The organism is Pseudoalteromonas sp. 2CM41L (genome assembly GCF_023161905.1).
GTDB classification, from domain to species: Bacteria; Pseudomonadota; Gammaproteobacteria; order Enterobacterales; family Alteromonadaceae; genus Pseudoalteromonas; species Pseudoalteromonas atlantica.
The window spans coordinates 1-19,445 of record NZ_JALNTN010000021.1; the positions used below are offsets into that span (position 1 = coordinate 1).

At 40.5% G+C, this 19,445-nt stretch carries 17 protein-coding genes; 8 read left to right on the forward strand and 9 right to left on the reverse strand.

The window, feature by feature from the left end; genetic code table 11:
- Positions 1 to 88: 88 nt before the first annotated feature.
- From MTF64_RS18150 to MTF64_RS18175, 6 genes are all read right to left on the reverse strand, one after another.
- Positions 89 to 934 carry a DUF4198 domain-containing protein gene (locus tag MTF64_RS18150; RefSeq protein WP_024033999.1) on the reverse strand — a complete coding sequence of 282 codons (846 nt, stop codon included), beginning with the start codon at positions 932 to 934 and terminating at the stop codon, positions 89 to 91.
- Positions 935 to 968: 34 nt separating this feature from the next.
- Positions 969 to 1,478, reverse strand: a complete 510-nt coding sequence (locus MTF64_RS18155; protein WP_004586015.1) for a DUF2271 domain-containing protein — start codon at positions 1,476 to 1,478, stop codon at positions 969 to 971.
- Entirely contained in the window at positions 1,478 to 2,110 is a 633-nt protein-coding gene (locus MTF64_RS18160) for a PepSY-associated TM helix domain-containing protein (protein ID WP_004586014.1), read from the reverse strand. The genes MTF64_RS18155 and MTF64_RS18160 overlap by 1 nt, the downstream gene beginning before the upstream one ends.
- A 122-nt stretch (positions 2,111 to 2,232) precedes the next feature.
- Positions 2,233 to 2,631 carry a YbaN family protein gene (locus MTF64_RS18165; protein ID WP_248452238.1) on the reverse strand — a complete coding sequence of 133 codons (399 nt, stop codon included), beginning with the start codon at positions 2,629 to 2,631 and terminating at the stop codon, positions 2,233 to 2,235.
- Positions 2,632 to 2,759: 128 nt separating this feature from the next.
- The gene (locus MTF64_RS18170; protein ID WP_054983581.1) at positions 2,760 to 4,079 is read right to left on the reverse strand and encodes a hypothetical protein; all 1,320 of its coding nucleotides are present in this window, start codon (positions 4,077 to 4,079) and stop codon (positions 2,760 to 2,762) included.
- 102 nt (positions 4,080 to 4,181) lie between these two features.
- A complete protein-coding gene (locus MTF64_RS18175) occupies positions 4,182 to 4,664 on the reverse strand; it encodes a MarR family transcriptional regulator (protein ID WP_004586011.1) in 483 nt (160 codons plus the stop codon).
- A gap of 532 nt (positions 4,665 to 5,196) precedes the next feature.
- On the opposite strand from MTF64_RS18175, the gene MTF64_RS18180 reads away from it, so the two are divergent.
- The 4 genes from MTF64_RS18180 (at position 5,197) to MTF64_RS18195 (ending at position 11,174) form a co-directional block, all read left to right on the forward strand.
- Positions 5,197 to 6,057: a D-hexose-6-phosphate mutarotase gene (locus MTF64_RS18180; protein WP_248452240.1), complete on the forward strand. Its 861-nt coding sequence runs from the start codon at positions 5,197 to 5,199 to the stop codon at positions 6,055 to 6,057.
- 20 nt (positions 6,058 to 6,077) lie between these two features.
- On the forward strand, positions 6,078 to 6,611 hold the full coding sequence (locus MTF64_RS18185; RefSeq protein ID WP_095206679.1) for a PH domain-containing protein: 534 nt from the start codon (positions 6,078 to 6,080) through the stop codon (positions 6,609 to 6,611).
- Positions 6,604 to 8,148 carry a PH domain-containing protein gene (locus MTF64_RS18190; RefSeq protein ID WP_248452241.1) on the forward strand — a complete coding sequence of 515 codons (1,545 nt, stop codon included), beginning with the start codon at positions 6,604 to 6,606 and terminating at the stop codon, positions 8,146 to 8,148. The genes MTF64_RS18185 and MTF64_RS18190 overlap by 8 nt, the downstream gene beginning before the upstream one ends.
- A gap of 206 nt (positions 8,149 to 8,354) precedes the next feature.
- A complete protein-coding gene (locus MTF64_RS18195) occupies positions 8,355 to 11,174 on the forward strand; it encodes a hypothetical protein (RefSeq protein WP_248452242.1) in 2,820 nt (939 codons plus the stop codon).
- A gap of 84 nt (positions 11,175 to 11,258) precedes the next feature.
- Here the strand turns inward: MTF64_RS18195 and MTF64_RS18200 are convergent, their stop codons facing one another.
- Both MTF64_RS18200 and MTF64_RS18205 read right to left on the reverse strand, forming a co-directional pair.
- Entirely contained in the window at positions 11,259 to 12,404 is a 1,146-nt protein-coding gene (locus MTF64_RS18200; RefSeq protein WP_248452244.1) for a hypothetical protein, read from the reverse strand.
- Between the two features lie 48 nt (positions 12,405 to 12,452).
- Positions 12,453 to 13,586, reverse strand: a complete 1,134-nt coding sequence (locus tag MTF64_RS18205) for a PepSY-associated TM helix domain-containing protein (protein WP_248452246.1) — start codon at positions 13,584 to 13,586, stop codon at positions 12,453 to 12,455.
- Between the two features lie 364 nt (positions 13,587 to 13,950).
- On the opposite strand from MTF64_RS18205, the gene MTF64_RS18210 reads away from it, so the two are divergent.
- The 4 genes from MTF64_RS18210 to MTF64_RS18225 all read left to right on the forward strand — a co-directional run bounded on the left by MTF64_RS18210 (position 13,951) and on the right by MTF64_RS18225 (position 16,740).
- Complete coding sequence (locus tag MTF64_RS18210; RefSeq protein WP_248452250.1) at positions 13,951 to 14,565, forward strand: PQ-loop repeat-containing protein; 615 nt, start codon at positions 13,951 to 13,953, stop codon at positions 14,563 to 14,565.
- A 71-nt stretch (positions 14,566 to 14,636) separates the two neighbouring features.
- The gene (locus tag MTF64_RS18215; RefSeq protein WP_248452252.1) at positions 14,637 to 15,461 is read left to right on the forward strand and encodes a hypothetical protein; all 825 of its coding nucleotides are present in this window, start codon (positions 14,637 to 14,639) and stop codon (positions 15,459 to 15,461) included.
- A complete protein-coding gene (locus MTF64_RS18220) occupies positions 15,458 to 15,931 on the forward strand; it encodes a pilin (protein WP_138685056.1) in 474 nt (157 codons plus the stop codon). The genes MTF64_RS18215 and MTF64_RS18220 overlap by 4 nt, the downstream gene beginning before the upstream one ends.
- A 20-nt stretch (positions 15,932 to 15,951) precedes the next feature.
- Positions 15,952 to 16,740, forward strand: a complete 789-nt coding sequence (locus MTF64_RS18225; protein ID WP_248452253.1) for a PhzF family phenazine biosynthesis protein — start codon at positions 15,952 to 15,954, stop codon at positions 16,738 to 16,740.
- Between the two features lie 42 nt (positions 16,741 to 16,782).
- Here MTF64_RS18225 and MTF64_RS18230 read toward each other — a convergent pair whose 3' ends face one another.
- Positions 16,783 to 19,293, reverse strand: a complete 2,511-nt coding sequence (locus MTF64_RS18230; RefSeq protein ID WP_248452255.1) for a zinc-dependent metalloprotease — start codon at positions 19,291 to 19,293, stop codon at positions 16,783 to 16,785.
- Between the last annotated feature and the right edge of the window lie 152 nt (positions 19,294 to 19,445).

The following is a 19,445-nucleotide window of genomic DNA, read 5'->3' on the forward strand; positions in this document are numbered from 1 at the left end:
GTGCATAAAAAAGACCTGGCGCTTTCGCACCAAGTCTTTCATTAAAACCGTCAACCTATTTCAGGACGGGACAAAATTACGCAAAAAATTATTCAGGTGCTACTTCTAACGTCGTGAATAGAGCATAACGACCGGCATCTACGCCTTCTTCGTTTACTTTAACTTTGTTAGAGGTTTCGATTAGGTATAGGCCTGGCTCTTTCCAGGTTGTGCTAAACATGCCGTTTTTATCGGTTGTTACTTTTATTTCCCCACGTTCGTTACGGTAGCGTGTATCGCCTTTTAAAATGCTTACTTCAATGCCTTCGCCCGCTGGCTTGCCATCTTGTAGTAACTGAAAACGCGCTTGCTCGCCAACAAATAAATCGTTTGGATGCGTTGGGCCGCTAAGCTCAAGGCCTAAACCAAGTTGTGCAGGCTTAGAAGTACCGTTACGGCTTACAAATGTATCTACTGTAGATATAACTTTAGTTGTGGTTACATCTTTTGCATTGCTTGGTAATTTAGCTTCTGACTTTTTACCAAATACGCGCTTGCGCTTACCTTCTTCGTTTTTGTAGAAGGTCATGTACATTGGCTTTTGCGTCATGGCAATGTGGTAAGTGCCTTCTTCTTTTAGGCTTACCGCCGCTGAGCTTTTACGCTTTAGGTAATAAGCACGAATGGTCTCAGATACTTCTTCGCCGTTTGGTGCAAGGGCCATAAGTAGAGTGTCGTCGTACTCTGCGCCTTTTTCTTTTGGTTTAAAGGCTTTGTCGGGTGCAAATATTTCGTTAGAAATACTCGCGTCAATCATTACGTAGTGCGCTTTGTCGCCAGATAATGACGTGTGCGAAGGTAATAACCAGCGCCCATGTGCACTTGCCGATGTAGATACCAGCGCCGATAAGCTAAGTGCGCCAATTAAAGCCGTTTTTAATAAATTAATTTTCATTGTATTTCCTTAAATTCAAATGATTAAGTAGCAGCTACTTAGTGCTTACGGTTACAAAACTTGTAGAAAATTCTTTTTTACCTTCAATGGTCACTTTGCCAGCTTGCGATAAATCAAGCTCTACGCGGCTGTAATCACGGCCGCCTTCTTCGCGCACAACCTCAATGTTTAAAAGGTATTTGCCAGGCTTTACGGCATTGCCGTCTAAATCTTTACCTTGCCAGTCAATGGTGTAAGTACCTGCGCGCTTAGTGGCGCCGCTTATGCCGTCAAAGTTAATGTCGGTTTTACCTGCTTTACGCCACCATTGGCGCAGATCTTTAAACCATTCTGCTTTTTGAACCCATAGCGCAAGCGTCGTTACGTGTTTACGCTTTGGCGTTTCTAGCCAAACAGCTACGTATGGGCGGTGGTAAGGTTGTACATCAAGATCGGGTAGGGTTAATTCAATCTCTAGCTGTGGCGTTTGTGCCTGCGCAGTTGTTTGAAATAATGCGGCAACCATTAATAGTGCTGCACTTAGTACCGTACTTACTTTTAACATTAAGACACTCCTTTAATTTGTGGCACCCAACATAAATAAATAACCAAAGGCGTTGCTATGCCTAAAACGGTTATCCATATTCCTGCTAAGCGTTTTTTTCTGTTTTGAAATAAAATAATCATCCCGGTGATTGAAAAAATAATCATCAATACCGCTGAAATATCAATAACCCAGCTCCACACGGCGCCACTGTGGCGGCCTTTGTGTAAATCGCCAATCAGGCTTAAAAAGCCACCGGTTTGGTAATCTAGGTTTAGCTCACCGGTTGTAAAATCAAGCTCTGCGTAAGCAAAACCTGCCGGTAGTGGGTAGTCGAGCATAACCAGCGCGTCTTCTTTTTCCCACTCAATGCTTTTAACTTTAGTGAGCGCGTATTGCTCGGCAAAAAACGCTTCTATGTCTGGGTAGAGGGTGGGTAATGTATCTAGTTGAGTATTTGCTTTAGCCATTAACGCTTGAGGAATAGCGGTACTTACTTGGCCGTTGCTTTTGTCGTTTTTAAGCCAATCAACATGGTTAAGTACAATGCCGCTAACGCAAAATAAAATAAGCAAAAAAAACAAAGCTGTAGAAATATAAATATGGAGCGCACGGCTTGTGCTGTACAAAGCCCGCTTATTAATAAACGCCATAAAAACAGTAATTAAATTAAATTTAGAACATGATAATCATTTGCATTAACTATTACAAATTTACTTACTTAACTTTACATTAAATTTTTGGCTAAACGGTGTGTGCATGCAAAAAAGGGCGGTTATTTAGCACTTGGTGGGTGCGAGGGCCTTAAAATTAGGTAAATCATAACGGCTATTTCAATTACGCCAACAAGGTAAATAACCCAAACAGGGGCGTTTGAGTAAAGCAAAAATACAAAACCAATAAGCATACCAATCGCGGCGTAGTATTTTGCTTTTACAGGCACTACTTTATGCGCTTGCCATTGTTGTAAGGTAACGCCGTAACGAGGGTGGTTAAGTAGCCAGTGTTCAAGCGCTGGTGATGAGCGAGTAAAGCAGGTAAGCGCAAGAATAAAAAAAATGGTGGTGGGCATAACCGGCAGCACAATACCAATAATGCCAAGAGCCACTAACAATAACCCAAGTGCTTTAAGCCATAAGTTTTTATAACAAATAAATACTGCTTTTATATTCACTTAGGCTCTTTTAAGTAATGGCTGTTAGTTAGGATTGTAGGCCAAATAGTTATAAAATCGAACCCTATAAACGCAAAAAAGGGCAAACTAAGTTTGCCCTTTTAAAATACTAAATATGTGTTACTTATTTAGAAGTAGTAACCTACGTTGATGTTAAAGCGACGTTCTGTGTCGCCATCACCTGCAACAGAGCCACCAATAAATGGCTGGTTGCGTGCTTGAATAAAGTCAAAGTAAGTAAATAATGCACCGGCCGATACGCTCATGCCTGTTACGTTCATCCACGTATCTGGGCTGTCGTCAGACTTGTCGTAAATAATGCCGTAATCGTTGTAAAATTGAACGCCTGTTACTGGGCCCCAATCAAGCGATAGGTCGTAAGCTACGTTAAAGTTGGTCATGGTTGCTTCGCTTGATACGGTATCGTAGTAATCAAACGCGCCAACTACAAAGCGGTTGCTGTTGTCGTCTAGGTCGTAGTCGTACTCGCCGTGCTGAAATTGAATATTCCAGTTATTAATTTGGCTATTTACATGAAACGCCCATGCGCCGTAGTTACCTGCACGGTCGTTACCGTCGTGCAAACCACCGCTTAGAAGTGATACGCCAATATCGGTTTTAGCGTTTTCACTGTGCTCAATTTGATACACTGTACGACCAGCAAAAGTGTTGTACTCACCAAGGCGTGAACCTGGTGCGTCGTAGGTGCCTTCGGTTGTTGCACGGCTACCAACAATATCGTAAGAGTAACGTTCGTTAACTTCTGAGCTGCCATCAACGCCGCCTACTTCATCATTTTTGAAAAAGCCGAGGTCTAGTTTCCAGTTGTCTTTAAGTTTACGGTTTACTGTTACACCTAAATCAAAGTCATCTTCTAGGCCAACGTAGTAGTTGGTGCTAAAAAAGTAGCTGTGTGAGTTGTATGGGCCGTTACCAAACGGTACAGGTGCAATACCAGCTTGCGCTTCCCAGCCATCTGTAAATTCGTAACCTAAGTATGCATACTTAACAATGGTCATGTAATCGTAAAAACGAAAATCACCATTTACAGAAATATCGCTAATTTCACCCGATAAGTTAAGGCGAAATACTTCAAAGTCTAAATCGCCGCCACGGTCTTGCGTGTCTTCATCGTAGGTGTTTGTGCTGTAGTTAAAACGTACGGCACCGCCAATTTTAATGCCTTCATCTTCTTGTTCAGGCGCAGCGGCGGCAACAACAACTTCTTTGTTGTCGGCCTTTTTACTGATCTCGGCAACTTGTTGTTCGTGTTGCTTGTTGATTTGGCTTTGCTTTGATTTTTCATCAGCAAGCTGCTGTTCAAGCAACTGCATTTGTTGCTTAAGCTGCTTTAATTGGCTTTGTAGTGTGTCGAGATCGGCTGCATTAGCTGTGCTTGCTGCACCGCCAAGCATTAGTGCTAGCGTTAATTTTGAGAGTTTAGTCATTGTTGATGCTCAGGTTTTGATTAAAAAATAAAAAAATTCAAGGTGCCCAAAAGCCCCTTACGAATGATGTAAGAACTAATTTAAATTTATTTTTTATTTTTTTTATTTATTTGGTGTTTGAGTTAACGCGCCTACCTCTAACAGAGGTGATGCGTCTAACTTATCGGCATCCATCATTGCTGCAACGCGTTGCATAGATGAAAGCAATAAACTTTGCTCCCACTCTGCAAGTGCAGAAAACTTTTCAATAAAGTGTTCTTGCAGTGGCTGAGGTGCTTTTTCTAGTAACTCTTTCCCTTGCTCGGTGAGGTATAAGCTCACTCGGCGTTTATCCATTTGACTACGAACGCGTGTTACAAGGTTTCTGCTTTCTATTCTATCAAGAATATTAGTTACAGTAGCCGGGCTTAAGTTAACATTCTGAGCGATACGGCTTGCTGTTATTCCATCGGTGTGCGCTACTTCTTGCATTATAAGCAATTGTGGGCCTGTTAAACCTGATGTTTTATTTAGCTGCTTAGAATGTAAGTCAATCGCGCGGATTACTTTACGTAAAGAAACTAATAATTCGTCATATTTTTGCATTTGCTTATCTCGTCGATGGGCCAAAGGTGTGCCGTAATCGCGAAATGTTACACATCAAATAAATTGAATTCAAATAATAAATTAAGCTTGAGCCCATGTTTATTGGTTTTTATTAGTTTGAGCAGAAACTAAAATAGTATAATTTTGTTTAAAACTTATTAAATGTTATTAGCATATTGTTTGCATTGTGGTGCGCACACTACGTATGTTGTGAATAATTGGCAAGTCTTATGGTTTAGACTTTAGTATTATACCCACCTGCATTAATACCTTAATAAATTTAACATGCGTTTGCCTAAGCTTAGCCGCGGTTTTACTGCCTTAAAGCATGGCCATTATTTATACGCATTAGTGTTATTTATAACAGCTGTTATTAATTGGTAATTGTTTGTAAGTTAGCTGTGTATGTATTAATCGCCAATGAACAAATTATGCACGCAATGTTTAGTGAGTATAGCGTATACTTTGCACATGCATTATTGTTTATATGCACATGTTAAAAATCTTTAATATCAGCATTGTAGGGAAAAACATGAAATTATCGCCATCAGTTAGCATTGAACAAAGCGAAACCGGCCTAGAGTTTATAAAAGTTGCGAGCTCAAAGTGTGATGCAAAAATATTTTTGCAAGGCGGGCAAATTACCGAGTTTATTCCAAAAAATAACAAGCCACTTATTTGGATCTCTAAAAACGAGACGTTTCAAGAAGGGGTGAGCATTCGCGGTGGTATTCCTATTTGTTGGCCTTGGTTTGGTAATCATGAAAACCAAGATTGGCCAGCACATGGCTTTGCACGTACCAGTTTATGGCAAGCTGATGCAGTGCATGAAGATGATGAGTACATTACAATTAGCTTAAACTTACCCATGAAATTAGTTAACCCAACGTATTGGCCGCACCACTCGGCGTTAAAGGTTGAGTTTGTATTGAGCGAGCAATTACAGGTGCGTTTAACAACCACTAATTTAAGTAATAGCCCTTTTAGCTATACGCAGGCTTTGCACAGCTATTTTCCTACCTCAGATATAAAACACACCCATGTAGAAGGTTTACAAGGCGCGCAATATATTGAATTTGGCGAAGGGCCGTTTGCGCAAAATGCGCCAGTGGAGTTTACCCGCGAAACCGATATGGTTTATACCCAGGCCGCTAAGCAGCAACACATTCACACCCCAGATGGGATTATTAATGTAAGCCGCGAGAACTCAAGCTCGTGTGTGCTGTGGAACCCATGGATAGAAAAATCTAAGCGTTTATCTAATTTTGCTGACGATGAATACCTGAGCATGGTGTGTTTAGAAGCCGCCAATGTGTTAGAAGATAACGTGACACTTGAGCCTAAACAAAGCCATACTTTAGTTACTACAATCAGCTGGGCTAATAGTCAGTAAATAGGAAAGGTACTAAAATCGTGTTTGATAATCAGCAAGTAATGGATTTACCAAAGCATAGCGAAATACAGCTCAATCCCTTGGCCGATAAAGCGTTATTACACGTGCAACTTAATTGGCTGGCGTTTTACATTCCTTTTTGCGCGGTACTGTTTGCTGTTTGTTACTTTAACGAAGCGTTTGCTAACAAAGCACAAACCTACTTGCTGATAGGCGTGCCTATTTTAATATTGCTTTCAATGCTTTATAACGCCCTGAGTATTAAGCTGCAGGGCTTTGCGCTGCGCAATCACGATATTGCGTTTAAAAAAGGGGTTATTTGGCAGCAAATAACGATTTTGCCCCTCGCGCGCGTACAGCATATGGAAATTCACCAAGGCCCCATTGAGCGAAAACTAAAGTTAGCCAGTTTAAAGCTATTTAGTGCCGGCGGGGTCAGTGCTGATTTACAAATAAGTGGCTTAACCCACGAGCAGTGCAAAAACATACGTCAATTTGTACAAAATTATCGCCAAGACGGCACACCCGCGCAGGTTGAATTAGCAAATGAGTAATACCATTAGCGAGGAGCAAAGTAGATCACTACATTGGCAAAAAGTATCGCCTTGGGCGGTATTGTATTTTGTGGTGTATTTTAGCGTGCGCTTTGTAAAAGACGGGCTTTTAAACCTGCTGCCTATGCTTGTGGTGTTTGTAACACAAGTAGAAAACAAGCTGTTTTGGGCGCAAGTTGCAGGTGCTATTGCGATAGTGACACTGCTAATATATTCAATTTTATATTACATAAATTTTAAGTTTTGCATTAGCGACGATCACGAAATTTTGCTTAACAAAGGGGTGTTTAAAAAAGAGCGCCTAACGCTAAAATTTTCGCGCGTGCAAAACGTAAATATTGCTGAGCCCTTTTATTTTACGCCCGTTAATTTGGTTAATTGTATTTTTGATGCCGCAGGCAGCGTAACCCAAGAGGCGGTTTTGCCAGGAGTTACCAAAGCCTATGCACAGCAAATGCGTAAACAAATTTTTGCCTTTAAGGCGCAGCAGCAACCCGACGAGCAAACACCCTCAAGCGAGTATTTTGAAGCAGAAAATAGCTTACGTATCAGTAATAAAGAAATCGCTAAATTTGGCTTAATGTCTAATATGGCTATATTAGCAATGGCCGCTATTGCGCCTTTTATAAATGTGTTGGTAGATTTTTTAGAGCAGCAAATTATTGCTAAGGTAGAAGGGTTTTATCAGCAAGAGCTTGGTTTACTGGCAAGTGCTGCAACCTTTGCCATGATAACGCTTATTGCTTTGCTTGTTTTAACGGCTGTGATGTTGTCGGTAGGTATGTCGCTTATTCGTTTTTATAACTTTGAGCTTTACTTTAAAGGCCAAAAATTTAAACGTATTGCCGGCTTATTAGAGCGCCATCAGTTGTCTATGAGCATGGATAAAGTGCAATCTATAGTTATAAAACAAAACCTAATGGGGCGGTTACTAAAGCGTTTTACCGTTGAGTGCTTACAAGCAAGTAGCAGCGGTATAGCGGCGGGTGTGGCTGCTAAAAAAAATAAACAAACCTTAGTGTTACCCGTTTTAAATAGCGAGCAAGTAGATAGCGTTTGCCAATGGATTTACCCGTGGTTTAATAGCAAAAAATTGCAGTTTAACGGCGCAGAACCGGCCTTACTTTATAAAAACTTGAGCTTTTATGCCTTAATTCCAAGCGCTATTGTACTGTTAGGCTGTTATTTAGGCGACTTTAATGCCTGGCTTAGCTTGGGAGTATTACTTATTTTAGCGGGGTTGGTAACGCTTGCTTATCAGCGTTATGGCTATTATTTGCATGAAGACAACGGCCGTTTTTACATGGTGGTACGCAAAGGTATGATAGGGGTGCATTACCGTGTGTTTGAACTGTATAAAGCGCAAAGTGCACGCAGTATTAGTACCTACTTTATGCGCCGCGCAGGGCTTAAAAGCCTGTATATACAACTTGCATCAGGGTTTGCCTTTATGCCCTATATAAAGCAGCAAGATGCTGATTATATAATTGATTTTACTCTTTATCAGGCGGAGTCAACGCAGCGTAACTGGATGTGATTATACCAATCGACTTACATATTTAGCCTTTTTAGGTTGCCAAATAAAGCGTTAACGGCGTTATTGATTTTTCATGTAAAACAAGGCATTGCTTAATTTAAAAGCTTATAAATTATACACTTTCATAAGCTTTGTTACATTTTTTTACTGCAACATTAGTTGGTTTAATAATACTCTAAGTGGTATCAATCATTTAAAGGATTATCATGAAAAAATCATTCATCGCTGCCTCTTTGTTATTAGCCACACCTACCTTAGCTGCTGATTGGCAAACTATTCATACCGAGCACTTTAATGTGCATTACAGCACCGAAAACGCCGATTATGCTAAATCGACAGCGGTCGAACTTGAAATAGTACGCAGTAAAGTGCTTGAGCAGCAAAACCGAGCGCTCGGTAAAGTAGTTGATGTGGTGGTGTTTGATCCCCTAAATGCGCCCAACGGTTTTGCTTTACCTACTTCTAATAATCCTTTAATGGCCCTTTTTACCACGCCCCCGCAATCAGACACGGTGATTTCTAATATTAGTGGCTGGCAGCAATTACTGATATTGCACGAATATATTCACTTAGTGCATTTAGCTCAGCCCACACGCAACACGTGGCAGCAACAAATACGGGGAGTGTGGGATATTTACGACTTAACTTACAGTGATATGCCGCGCTGGGTAGCCGAAGGTTATGCAACCTTACTTGAGTCAAAAATGACGGGCCGAGGGCGACTATTTGATAACTACACTGAGTCAATGCTAATTGAGTTTGCCCAGCAGGGGGCATTGCCTAGCTATAGCCAGCTAAGCGATACAGAGGGCGGTTTTATGGCTGGCTCTATGGCGTATTTAATGGGCAGCCGGTTTTTAAATTGGCTAGAGCAAACTTATTCAGCGCAAATGCTCGATGCTGTTTGGACACGTATGCAGGCAGTTAGAAAGCGTGATTTTAACGAGGCCTTTACTGGGATATTTGGCCAAAGTGCGGCTAAGTTATATGGCCGCTTTATTGCACAATATACTTATAAAGCTATGGCAAAAGAGCAGTCAGAGCCTGCGCTTAACAGCGAGCTGTGGTTAAAGCTTAACTTATATGCAAGCAACCCTGCGCTTTCAAAAGATGGCAGTAAACTTGCGATTGTTGAGCGCGATAAAGATAAAAAAACCAAGCTTATTATTTATAGCACGCAGGATAATACTAAAGCTGAAGATGAATTTACAAAAGCACAAAAAGCGCTATTAGAAAACGATGCCTTGGATATACCCGATAACGCCCCGAGTGTATTTAAACGTGAGAAAAAGCACGTATTAAATCAAATAAACAGAGCGGGAATTGCTAATCCACAATGGGTAAATAACAGTACACTTTACTTTAATGCTTATACACGTGAAGAGACGGGTATTTATAACAAAGTGTCTGATATTTTTAGTTATAACACCGAAACCGGAAAAGTTGAGCAGTTAACTAAACTTGCTGGTTTACGCCGCTTTAGTGTTACTAACAATGGAGAAACTCTTTACGCCGAGCAAGTACGTGGTGGCTACTCAGAATTAGTAAAAGTAGACTTAGCAACGCAAACCATTACCCCTTTATTTACTAAAAGCTTAAAAACAGCTTACGACTACCCAACTTTTAGCCCTGATGAAACCCAACTAGCTTATGTATCAGCCAATTTGAATGAGAATTGGCAATTGTATATACAAGATGTTGCCAATAATACTCGCCAAGCCGTGCCTATGCCAAACGGGTACCAATACCTAAGCCAACCCAGCTTTAGTAAAAACGGAGAAAAAATTTACTTTGTAGCCGGATTAAAAGGCTCAACTGATATTTATAGCTACCATATTGCAAGTAGCACATTAACTAAACTTACCCAGGGCCAAGAAGCCGTTGCCCACCCGCTAGAAACAAACGAAGGAGCATTACTTTATTTATCTATTACTGCTGATGGGCCTAATGTAAAGCGACTACCGAGTACGCTAGAGGGTGAAATAGTCACTGATTTAGCACTTGATAATAGCGCGCCACTGCTTTTGGTTGATCAGTACACTTTGCCTAAAGCAAAAATATATAGCGAAAATGTAGGTAAACAAAGCAGCTACGATGTGCTTGATCAGCATGCGAGCCTAGCGCTAGGCGCACAGCATTACTCGGCCGCTTCAAGCGCTTTAAATATAAATATTAAAAGTAGTGACTTACTTAAACAGCTAGACCTTCAAGCGGGCTATAGTGTTGATTTAAATGATGATGCTTTGCACGGTGGGTACGCCCAGGCAAAATACAATGCACTGCCAGTTAAGCTTAAATTGAGTGTATTTGATTATGATTTAAATACCGCAAAACAATACCAAGCGAGCGAAAATGCAGATGTATCTGCGCGAGGTGGTTTTGCAGCCTTAAGTTACCCGATTAAATACGCGGCGTTTAGCATAACGCCAGAGCTGGCTTATAACTATACCGATTATAAGCAAGACTATAATAAATGGGCACGTATAGGCATTACACAAAGCTGGCAGTACGACCGCCAAGCATTTGCTATAGGGCAAAGTGTTAATGCCCAGTATTACGATGGCAGCAGTAAAAACAATAATTGGGATGGCTATGATTTAGCGGCCAAAGTATTTGGTAAAGCGTTTGATGTGCCGCTTTATATTAATTTTACTCAAAAGCAGCGCGATGATAGCAGCTTAGCGCTAGGCGGATTTAGCTCAAACCTAATTAGCGAGCACCAAAATAGTGAGTTTGTGCTTTCATCAGAGCTGCCATTTTATAGCACAACTGCTGAGCGCTACATGGGTTATGGCGGTGGTTTTAGCTTTAAAGAAGGCATGCCATGGCTTTATTACAAACAGCACCAGGTAGATGATGCAGTATACGCACAAAGTTATGGTTTAAAGTATCAAGGCAATTTTAGCTTTGGATTAGGCCCAGTCGGTGTGAACGATTTAACCTTTAATATGGGATTATCGCGCGTAGAAGGCGATAGCTTTGAGGATGAAATGCGCGGCTGGTTTAGCTTTTACTACTCGCTTTAAGTAAATTGCTATAACACGCTAATGCACTTGTGTAATAAGTGCATTAGCAAAAGCCGTGTTTAAACTAATTTAAAATAAAGGTGGTTAATTGTGCTTGTTTAGCGACGCAAGCTTAGCTTGATATATGTTTAGCCTTTCTTTATTGCGCTCATACTGGATGGCTTTTTCTAGCAAGCTTTGTGTTTGCGCTGTATTACCTTGTTGGTAGCGAATTTTAGCCAGCTCTAAATAGAGCTCCGATATATAAGGGGCTTTTGCAATGGCAAGTTCGAGTTGTTTTTTAGCTTGAGTGACCTTGCCCTGATGTAAGTTATTTTTAGCAATAACGAGTAGCTCGTAGGGATCTTTTTCTTTATCAACAAGCTGGCTTGTTAGGCGTTTTTCTAGTGTTTTATCTCCCAGCTCTTTTGCTAATATTCGATAGTTATTAATTAAATTTATACTTATATCGTTTCTATCAAGCGCGGTTTGGTAAATCATGTGAGCGCTTTTTAAATCGCCTGCACGGCGGTGCAGCACGCCAGCTATATTAAACAGCTCTGCATCGTTTGGGGTAAAACGGTTGGCTTGCATAATTAAAGAGTAAGCCTTATTAAGATTGTTTTCGGCTAGTGCCGTAGCGGCTAAGTTGCTATAAAAATTAGAGAGTAAATCGTTATACGTAGCGCTGCCTGAATAAAAGCTGCCACGAGTGGGGAAGTAATCAATTAACGTGCCTGCGCGAATTATTACAATAATATCTTCATCTGTTTCTTTTTTTGGGGCGTAAATTTTCGTTCTAAAGTGGTTAGCAACATAAATTACATTGCCTTCTTTGGCATACACAGGTTCGCTCGTCATTTCTTGAAAGCTGGTTTCGAGGTTTAAAAGCTGCGCATAGCTTTGCGTAAGTATGGCTAAACTAATGCAGTTACCTTCTGAGCGTTCAATCGCTTGTTGGGCTGTGAGGGTTGCGCCATCATACTTAAAGTTGGTGAGCTGGTTTTGCAGGTAATTAAAAATAATTTCATCAGCGCGTACATTGTTTAAACGCGAGTGTGCGTAGGTTAAAAACGCGCTTTTTTCAGGCTCCGACAGCTCAAAAATACTGTGCTCGCTAGGTGTTTTAACCTGCTCGAAAAGCGAGTGATTTATTATATGGGTAAGTTGTACTTTTTTAATTGGCGTTTCGGGCGGGGTGCTACTGCAAGCAGTTAGCAATAAACTAAGTGTAAAAACTAAATATTTCATATATCACCTCACTGTGATTTTTAACATTACAGTGAGGTGATTTTTTAATCAAGCACTTACGGTGCGGTGTTTACTTAAGCGGTTTTTTTGAGACTGTTTTTTACGCTTACGGCGAGTAAACCATAAATAAAAGCCAGTACCGCCAAGCCAAACAGGGCTTAAACCAATAACACACCAAATTATTTTACTAATGAGCCCTGCAAAATAACCAAAGTGTAGTTTTCTAAAGCTATCAATTACTTGCCAACCTACACCCACTTCGCGAATGTCCCAGTTAGCCATATGCTCGCCCGTTAGCTTATTGTAAGTCACGGTATTGGCATATTCACTGGCAAGCGGGTTGCTGGTATCAACCTCACCAAATAACGTTATGTTTTCGTCTGGCTCAAGCGGCATTACTAAAAACGTACCGTTAAAGGTGGGTATTTGCTTTTGGCTGTCATCAAGTACGTGCTGAAAAGAAATCTCTTCATTGTATAAATTTTTAGTTAATACAAAGTGCTCTTCTTCTGCGTGTTCAATTACTTCGTGATACCACACCGCGCCGTTAAAGTAGCCGCCGGTGATGGCTAAAATTATAATAATTGGCGAGCCAATTACGCCGGTCATTTTATGAATGTCGCTAAGTACTATTTGCAGAGTTGCACGCCAGCGTACACTAAATAACCGCTGCCAAAACTTACGATAAATAATAAGACCTGTAATACCCAGTACTAAAAAAAACACCGCAAAAAAGAACCCTAAAACAGTGCCAGTTTGCCCTGGTAAGCTTTTTAAATCGTTAAGTAAAAAGGTGTAATGTAAGTCTAAAAACCAGTCGGTAAAGTAATGGCTAGTGCCTACTGGCTCCGATAAAATATTGCCCGTGTATTGATCTAAATGAAATTTATACCAGTCCTCTGTACCGCGTTTAATTAAATAAACCCGATCAGCAGTATCATCGTTAAATATTTCCCAGCTACCAACAACATACTTAGGGTAGGTTTTTTGAGTTTTTGTTATAAGTGTATCAATAGGTAAGCGGTTGGCTTGTTGTTGTACAACAAAGTGACTGTCTGGCATTAGTAAGCCGTCAATCTCGCTTTTAAATACCAAAACGCTACCAGTTATACTGATAACAAGCAGCGGAATAAGCGCTATAAGGGCTACCCAGCTGTGAATTTTAAAAAGTGTTTTTCTCATAGTTTATTTTTTGTGTAATTGCCACGGACCTGCGTATGATAACAATTATCAGTTCTATTTCATAGTTGTGCGATGAATGCACAATAATTGTTTTAGAGCGAGCCGATCTCTAGAGTAAAATGCGTTTAAGCTGTGGTGCAAGGCTGGTAACTTTTAAATACAAAGCGGCCCAGGTGTTCACTTAAAGTAACGCTTTTTGTACAGCTATCTTGCCAGTGCCTAATATAGGTTTACGCTAATTTGTTGAGTAAAATGTATTCATCATTACAATGCGCGCTCACTTTAAAACCCTTTAAAAAACATATGTTTATTTATTGTTTCAGGCGGGTTTTATATTAACATTTAAGTAACGAGCGAGGTTGTTTTGGCGCACTATCTACCTATTTTGTCGGCTTTTATTTTAGTTTTTAGCTTTTTACCGCTATTGAGCAAAATTAGAAAGAATCGCAGTGTGTCGGGGTTATCACTATTAATGATGACCTTTGGTTTAGTGCAAAGCCTCTACTTTATTACTTACAATATTTATTTTGAACGCTACTTTATTGCTTTACCATTTTTTGTAACTGGGGCGCTAAGTGGTTTAATTTTATATTACTTTGCACGCTATAACGCCGCAAAAGCTGAACGTATACAGCTTGTGGCTATGCTTGGCTTTTCGTTATTACCTTTTTTATTGCTGTTAAATAAAAGCTTAGAAACATCATCGGTGCTCAACGCCCTTACATACGTAGGGCTGGTAATGAGCTCAGTGCGGGTTATGCCGCAAACGTACAAAACCTTACGCAGTGGCAATATTAGCAATTTAAGCGCCCGCTACTTTAGCTTGCAGTTTGTAGCAGGTACCTGTGGCTTATTTGTAGAGCTAAGCAGTGCTATGCCCAGCACCTCGCATATTTTAATGTTTGTTATGCTACTACTTACAAATGCCGTGCAATTTACATGTATGCAATATTATAAAATGCGCCCCGCAATGGCTTAAAAAACAATCGTCTTCTATTTATATTGTGCTAAATATGTGGCAAGTTACTTTATCAAATAAAAGGATAAAGTATGAATTGGAATCAGTTTGGCTACATTTGCCGTGTCTATAGTTCTAAAACATTAAGTGCCGCACAAAAAGAAGAGCTAACCACACAATCGTATTTAGCCGTTTATGCTAATAAATATACAGACAGTAAATTAGCCAATTGCCTTGCAGCAAAATTTGCCCTGCAAGATGCAGATATTTTGCAAAAACAAGCCATGCATTATCAATGTGTACCGCAGCTAGTTAGCGGGTATAAATTTGAGCACAAAGGCATTTTTATCTATTTAACTGCTGTTTTTTTTATTTATGTTTTTTCTTCGCTTTTATATCAGTCTTTTGTTGTTCCTACATTTGTAGAGATATATAGCAATCATATGGCTTCTTCCGCGCACTCCTTAGGTGATTACTTTTCTTATTGGTATGTGCCAATTATTCTATTGGTTTTACTGCAAAGCATTATTTTTATAGTAATTTTTAAAATTAAAAATGCATGCGCTTTAACCGACTCGCAGCCTTTTACTGGTTTATCAAAAGCTTTACTTCCTCGCAGTTTAATTAAGAAATACGATCGCCTAATGACAACGCTTAACTTTGCGGTAAATTTCAAAGAGGATGAAAACGCCGCAATAGTCGAAACTAAACATTTGGCTAAGTGTGATTCGTTAGGCTACGAAACTCATGAAGAGTTTAAAGTGTTACTTGAGCAGCAGCTCGAACAATTTAATTTGCAGGCTAAAGGCTTTATAAATAAGCTGGTTATTCTGTATGGATTAGTCATTGTTGTGTCAATTTACTTATTTGTGAAAGCGGCTTATCAACCAATTTTTATGCTAGGAGAAGTGTTATGAAGTCAAAAGGATTTACGCTAATTGAATTGATGGTCGTAATTTCTATTATTGGTATTTTGGCGGCTGTTGCTTTACCTCAATACAGTAAATATATGCAAAAAGCTGAACTTGTTGATCCGCTTGCTATGGCCGCAGTAATAAGAGAAGACGTAACTACGTATTACATTGAAAACAGAGAGTTTCCTAAAAATAATAAACAAGCAAATGTGCCTGAAAGTAAATATTTAATAGGAAATCGAGTGACAGGTATTGCCATAGAAAACGGTGCAATTAACATTAGCTTGGGGAATAAAGCCTCGCAGCCTTTGCAAAATACAGTTTTAACTTTTAGACCCGCAGTCGTTACTAATAGCCCCACAAGTCCTATTGCATGGTTATGTGGTTTTGATGAACCTGTTGTAGGGATGCAAGCTGTGGGTGAAAATAAAACGACAGTACCTAAAGATGTATTACCTTCGGCTTGTTTATAACTAATTTAGGAGGTTAGCCTATGCAACTCACCATCCATCAAATTGATGCATTTACAAGCGAGTTATTCAAAGGCAATTACGCGGCTGTGATCCCGCTTGAGTCGTGGCTTAGTGATGAGTTAATGCTTAATATTGGCGCTGAAAATAATGTTTCTGAAACTGCGTTTACGTGCCCTTTGGCAGATGGCAGTTTTGCAATACGGTGGTTTTCGCCATTAATGGAAATAGATTTTTGCGGCCACGCTACGCTCGCTGCTGCGTATGTTTTATGCGAGCAGCACAACCTTAGCCAAGTGCGCTTTAACGCCGCGGCTGTAGGGGAGCTTATTGTTAATAAAAATAGCGATGGCAGTTTTGCTATGACCTTTCCTAAACAAGCGCCAGATGAAGTGCAAACTATACCCGATGCGCTATTGAAAGGGTTGTCTATACAACCTATTAAGGTGCTTAAAAACCGCCAAGCATATTTTGCTATATACGAAAATGCTCAACAAATTTATGATTTAACCACTGAGTCTGATTTGTTAAAAACCTTATATCCACTTGATGTGGTCGCCACAGCGAGTTCTGCTGAGTACGATATTGTGTCTCGTTATTTTTGGCCAGCAAGTGGCGGCGAAGAAGACTTTGTTACGGGCTCTATTCACACCGGCCTTGCCCCTTACTGGGCGCAGCAATTAGGTAAAAATAAATTAAACGCGTATCAGGCTTCAAGCCGAGGTGGTTTTATACAATGTGAGGTAGGCGAAAATACAGTGACCTTAACCGGTAACGCTGTGCGGTATTTAAAAGGCACAATTTATTTATAAATAAACAGGCCACGTATTACGTGGCCTGTTTGATTTAGTTAATTAAGCTTCTAACGCTTTAGCAATTAAGTGATCAATATACTTTTTATGCGCTTTAGTTGCTGTATCGGCTCCCCATCCTACGCTTGTATCAGCTATTTGTGTTAGCTGATAGAGCGCGGCAGTTTTTGCCAAATTGTCGTGTTTACTGGCTTTGCCTAGGCCTGCAATAGCAATAAGCTGATTTACATACTCTATTTGTAAATTGCGGCTAACAGACGTGCTCTCTTTGCTATCAACAAAAATACTGGCAGTTAGGTCGTCCATAAATTGCGTTAGGCTATATTCGTTACCGTACAGCGCGGTGTCTGAAATACGCAGCATAACAGCAGGGTGCAGCAATTGCGCAAGTACTGTTTTTTGCATGCCTAAAATCATTTTGTGCGCTTTAGGGTCTTCATTTTTACCATAATGGCTAAAACCACGACGCTGTTGCTGTAAATAGTTATACAGTGGTTGCATGCTAGTGAGTACATCTGGCGCAAATACATATTTAGCAAGTATGTTCATTGCTTGTGTTTGGCGCTCAAGCGGTACGGGGGTAAAGGGTTTATCAGCATGCTGGTCGCCCACAACTGCGCGTTCAACATATACGCCACCTATTTGGCGAGAAACAATGCCCGCTTGCGAGCGGTATTGGCCAAATAAACTATTAGCTGAGGTAACCAGCTGTTGGTAAGACTCACCTTTTACTGTGGCTTTATCTTTTAGCTCAGTAAATAACTTATTAATTAGCGCCATACGATCGGCGCCATAGGCTGCAGGGTTTGATGAAAGGTCGCCTATCATTACGCGTGGGTCTATATGGCGACCTGGTGCACGCATGTCGTCGGCATCGTTACCAAAGGCAAGCGCATGCTCGCTAGAGCGCGCTAATATAGTATTTAGGCGGGCGCGCTCTGCGGCTTCATCTTCAAGGGCTGTGCTGTAGCCATAGTTTATAGCCCAGTCGTCATAAGGGCCTGGTTTGGTTTGAAAAATATCGCCTTGTTGCACACCAATGGGGGCTATGTTAGCCGGCGCATAATCCATCACTGAGCCTGTAACTATGCCTTGGGTTTTGGTTTTATCATGAACCTCTTTTTCATCCCACAAAATAGACGATTTCATATTGTGGTTTAAGCCTAGTGTATGGCCTACTTCATGAAGAATTAACTGAGTTAAACCTTGGCGAATCATTTCATTGTCATCAATCGAGGCACCTGTTGCTAAGCCTTTGGCAAGTAATAGGTTTTGTTGAATTTCATGGCCTAGTGAGCAATTTAAATCGCCACTTGTGTGCAAGTTTTCGCCGTGGCTCATTGTGCCTTGTGTGTAAAGCGTGTCATAAATCCATCGGTTTTTCATAAACACAAACTCAAGCATAATGTCTGAGCCAAGTATTTCACCTGTTAGCGGGTTGGCAAGAGCCGGCCCGTAACCACCAAATGGCGGTTTAGGTGATGATGTCCAACGTAATACGTTGTAGTTAATATCACCAGCATCCCAGGTTGCGTCATCGGGTTGTACTTTAACTTCTAGTGCGTTTTTAAAACCAGCTTTTTCAAAAGCGCTATTCCAGATAAGTACGGCATCGCGTATTGTGTCGCGCCACTCTACTGGGGTGGTATTTTCTATCCACCAGGTAATTGGCTTTACTGGCTCAGAAAGCTCAGCACTAGGGTTTTTCTTTTGTAGGTCCCAGCGTTTAATAACATCTTCATATGGTGCCCAATCGGTCGAGGTCATTAGATCAAATTGATTGGTGAAATAGCCTATGCGCGCGTCATCTTTACGTGGTTTATAGTCGTTTTTTGGTAATGCAACAAAAGAGTGCTGCACCTTTACAGAGACATTGCGCGGGTCGCTTACTGCGCTTGTACCACGCACGGTGGGGCTGGCATTACTAAATACGTAATCTACAACCACATCTAAGTTATTTGGGTAAGGACGCTGCTTAACAATACGCGACTTTTTACTGTTTAATTTACCTACTTTAAAGCGTTTTTTAGCTTTTTTATCGGCTGGGTTTGGCGTTGGCGATACCTTGTGTAGCGCCTCACTTAAAAATAGCTTGTTGACCTTAAAGGCTATTTTTCCTTGCTCTTCTTTTTCTATTTTAATGCTGGCTAAAACGGCTTCGCTAATATTGGCATTGCTTGCTTTGGCAATGGCACTGTTTTGATCAAATTTATAGCGAGGGGTTTTGCTAACTATATCTATGCGGTCAAAGTATTTTCTAAACTCAATAAGCTTGGTTTCTCTATAGGCACCGCGATAATGCCCAGCATCAGTGACACCGTCGACTGTATGAGCAAAGTATACAAAAGGGGTATTAAGCTGCGATTCGGTGATCACCATTAAGTGCTCACCGGTTTTTGGGTCTTGGTGTAAATTAAAAATACCTGAAAATTCGGTTTGTCCTTCGACCATTTCGCTTAGGGTTTGTGGTTTTTTGTCTTCTTTTTTATCGCTAGCCAGTGCGTGGCCGCTAAGCGCTACACTAAGTGTTAGCGCAAGGGTTGTTAATTTCATTGTAATAATCTTTTTCGCTGTTATTTATTTAATGTGACTGTACGTAAATTAAAATTTGTTCGCACATCTTCTCGATGAAATAATAGCTTAAACCTGTAATTTGTTGATTTTAAACAGTAAAAGATTGTAACAAAATATAATAAATGCGATGA

What these genes read in the sequence shown, in the direction of transcription:
- MTF64_RS18150 (WP_024033999.1), bottom strand. Translation starts at nt 934, where the DNA reads ATGAAAATTAATTTATTAAAAACGGCTTTAATTGGCGCACTTAGCTTA.
- MTF64_RS18155 (WP_004586015.1), bottom strand. Translation starts at nt 1,478, where the DNA reads ATGTTAAAAGTAAGTACGGTACTAAGTGCAGCACTATTAATGGTTGCC.
- MTF64_RS18160 (WP_004586014.1), bottom strand. Translation starts at nt 2,110, where the DNA reads ATGGCGTTTATTAATAAGCGGGCTTTGTACAGCACAAGCCGTGCGCTC.
- MTF64_RS18170 (WP_054983581.1), bottom strand. Translation starts at nt 4,079, where the DNA reads ATGACTAAACTCTCAAAATTAACGCTAGCACTAATGCTTGGCGGTGCA.
- MTF64_RS18175 (WP_004586011.1), bottom strand. Translation starts at nt 4,664, where the DNA reads ATGCAAAAATATGACGAATTATTAGTTTCTTTACGTAAAGTAATCCGC.
- MTF64_RS18180 (WP_248452240.1), top strand. Translation starts at nt 5,197, where the DNA reads ATGAAATTATCGCCATCAGTTAGCATTGAACAAAGCGAAACCGGCCTA.
- MTF64_RS18190 (WP_248452241.1), top strand. Translation starts at nt 6,604, where the DNA reads ATGAGTAATACCATTAGCGAGGAGCAAAGTAGATCACTACATTGGCAA.
- MTF64_RS18195 (WP_248452242.1), top strand. Translation starts at nt 8,355, where the DNA reads ATGAAAAAATCATTCATCGCTGCCTCTTTGTTATTAGCCACACCTACC.
- MTF64_RS18200 (WP_248452244.1), bottom strand. Translation starts at nt 12,404, where the DNA reads ATGAAATATTTAGTTTTTACACTTAGTTTATTGCTAACTGCTTGCAGT.
- MTF64_RS18205 (WP_248452246.1), bottom strand. Translation starts at nt 13,586, where the DNA reads ATGAGAAAAACACTTTTTAAAATTCACAGCTGGGTAGCCCTTATAGCG.
- MTF64_RS18215 (WP_248452252.1), top strand. Translation starts at nt 14,637, where the DNA reads ATGAATTGGAATCAGTTTGGCTACATTTGCCGTGTCTATAGTTCTAAA.
- MTF64_RS18220 (WP_138685056.1), top strand. Translation starts at nt 15,458, where the DNA reads ATGAAGTCAAAAGGATTTACGCTAATTGAATTGATGGTCGTAATTTCT.
- MTF64_RS18225 (WP_248452253.1), top strand. Translation starts at nt 15,952, where the DNA reads ATGCAACTCACCATCCATCAAATTGATGCATTTACAAGCGAGTTATTC.
- MTF64_RS18230 (WP_248452255.1), bottom strand. Translation starts at nt 19,293, where the DNA reads ATGAAATTAACAACCCTTGCGCTAACACTTAGTGTAGCGCTTAGCGGC.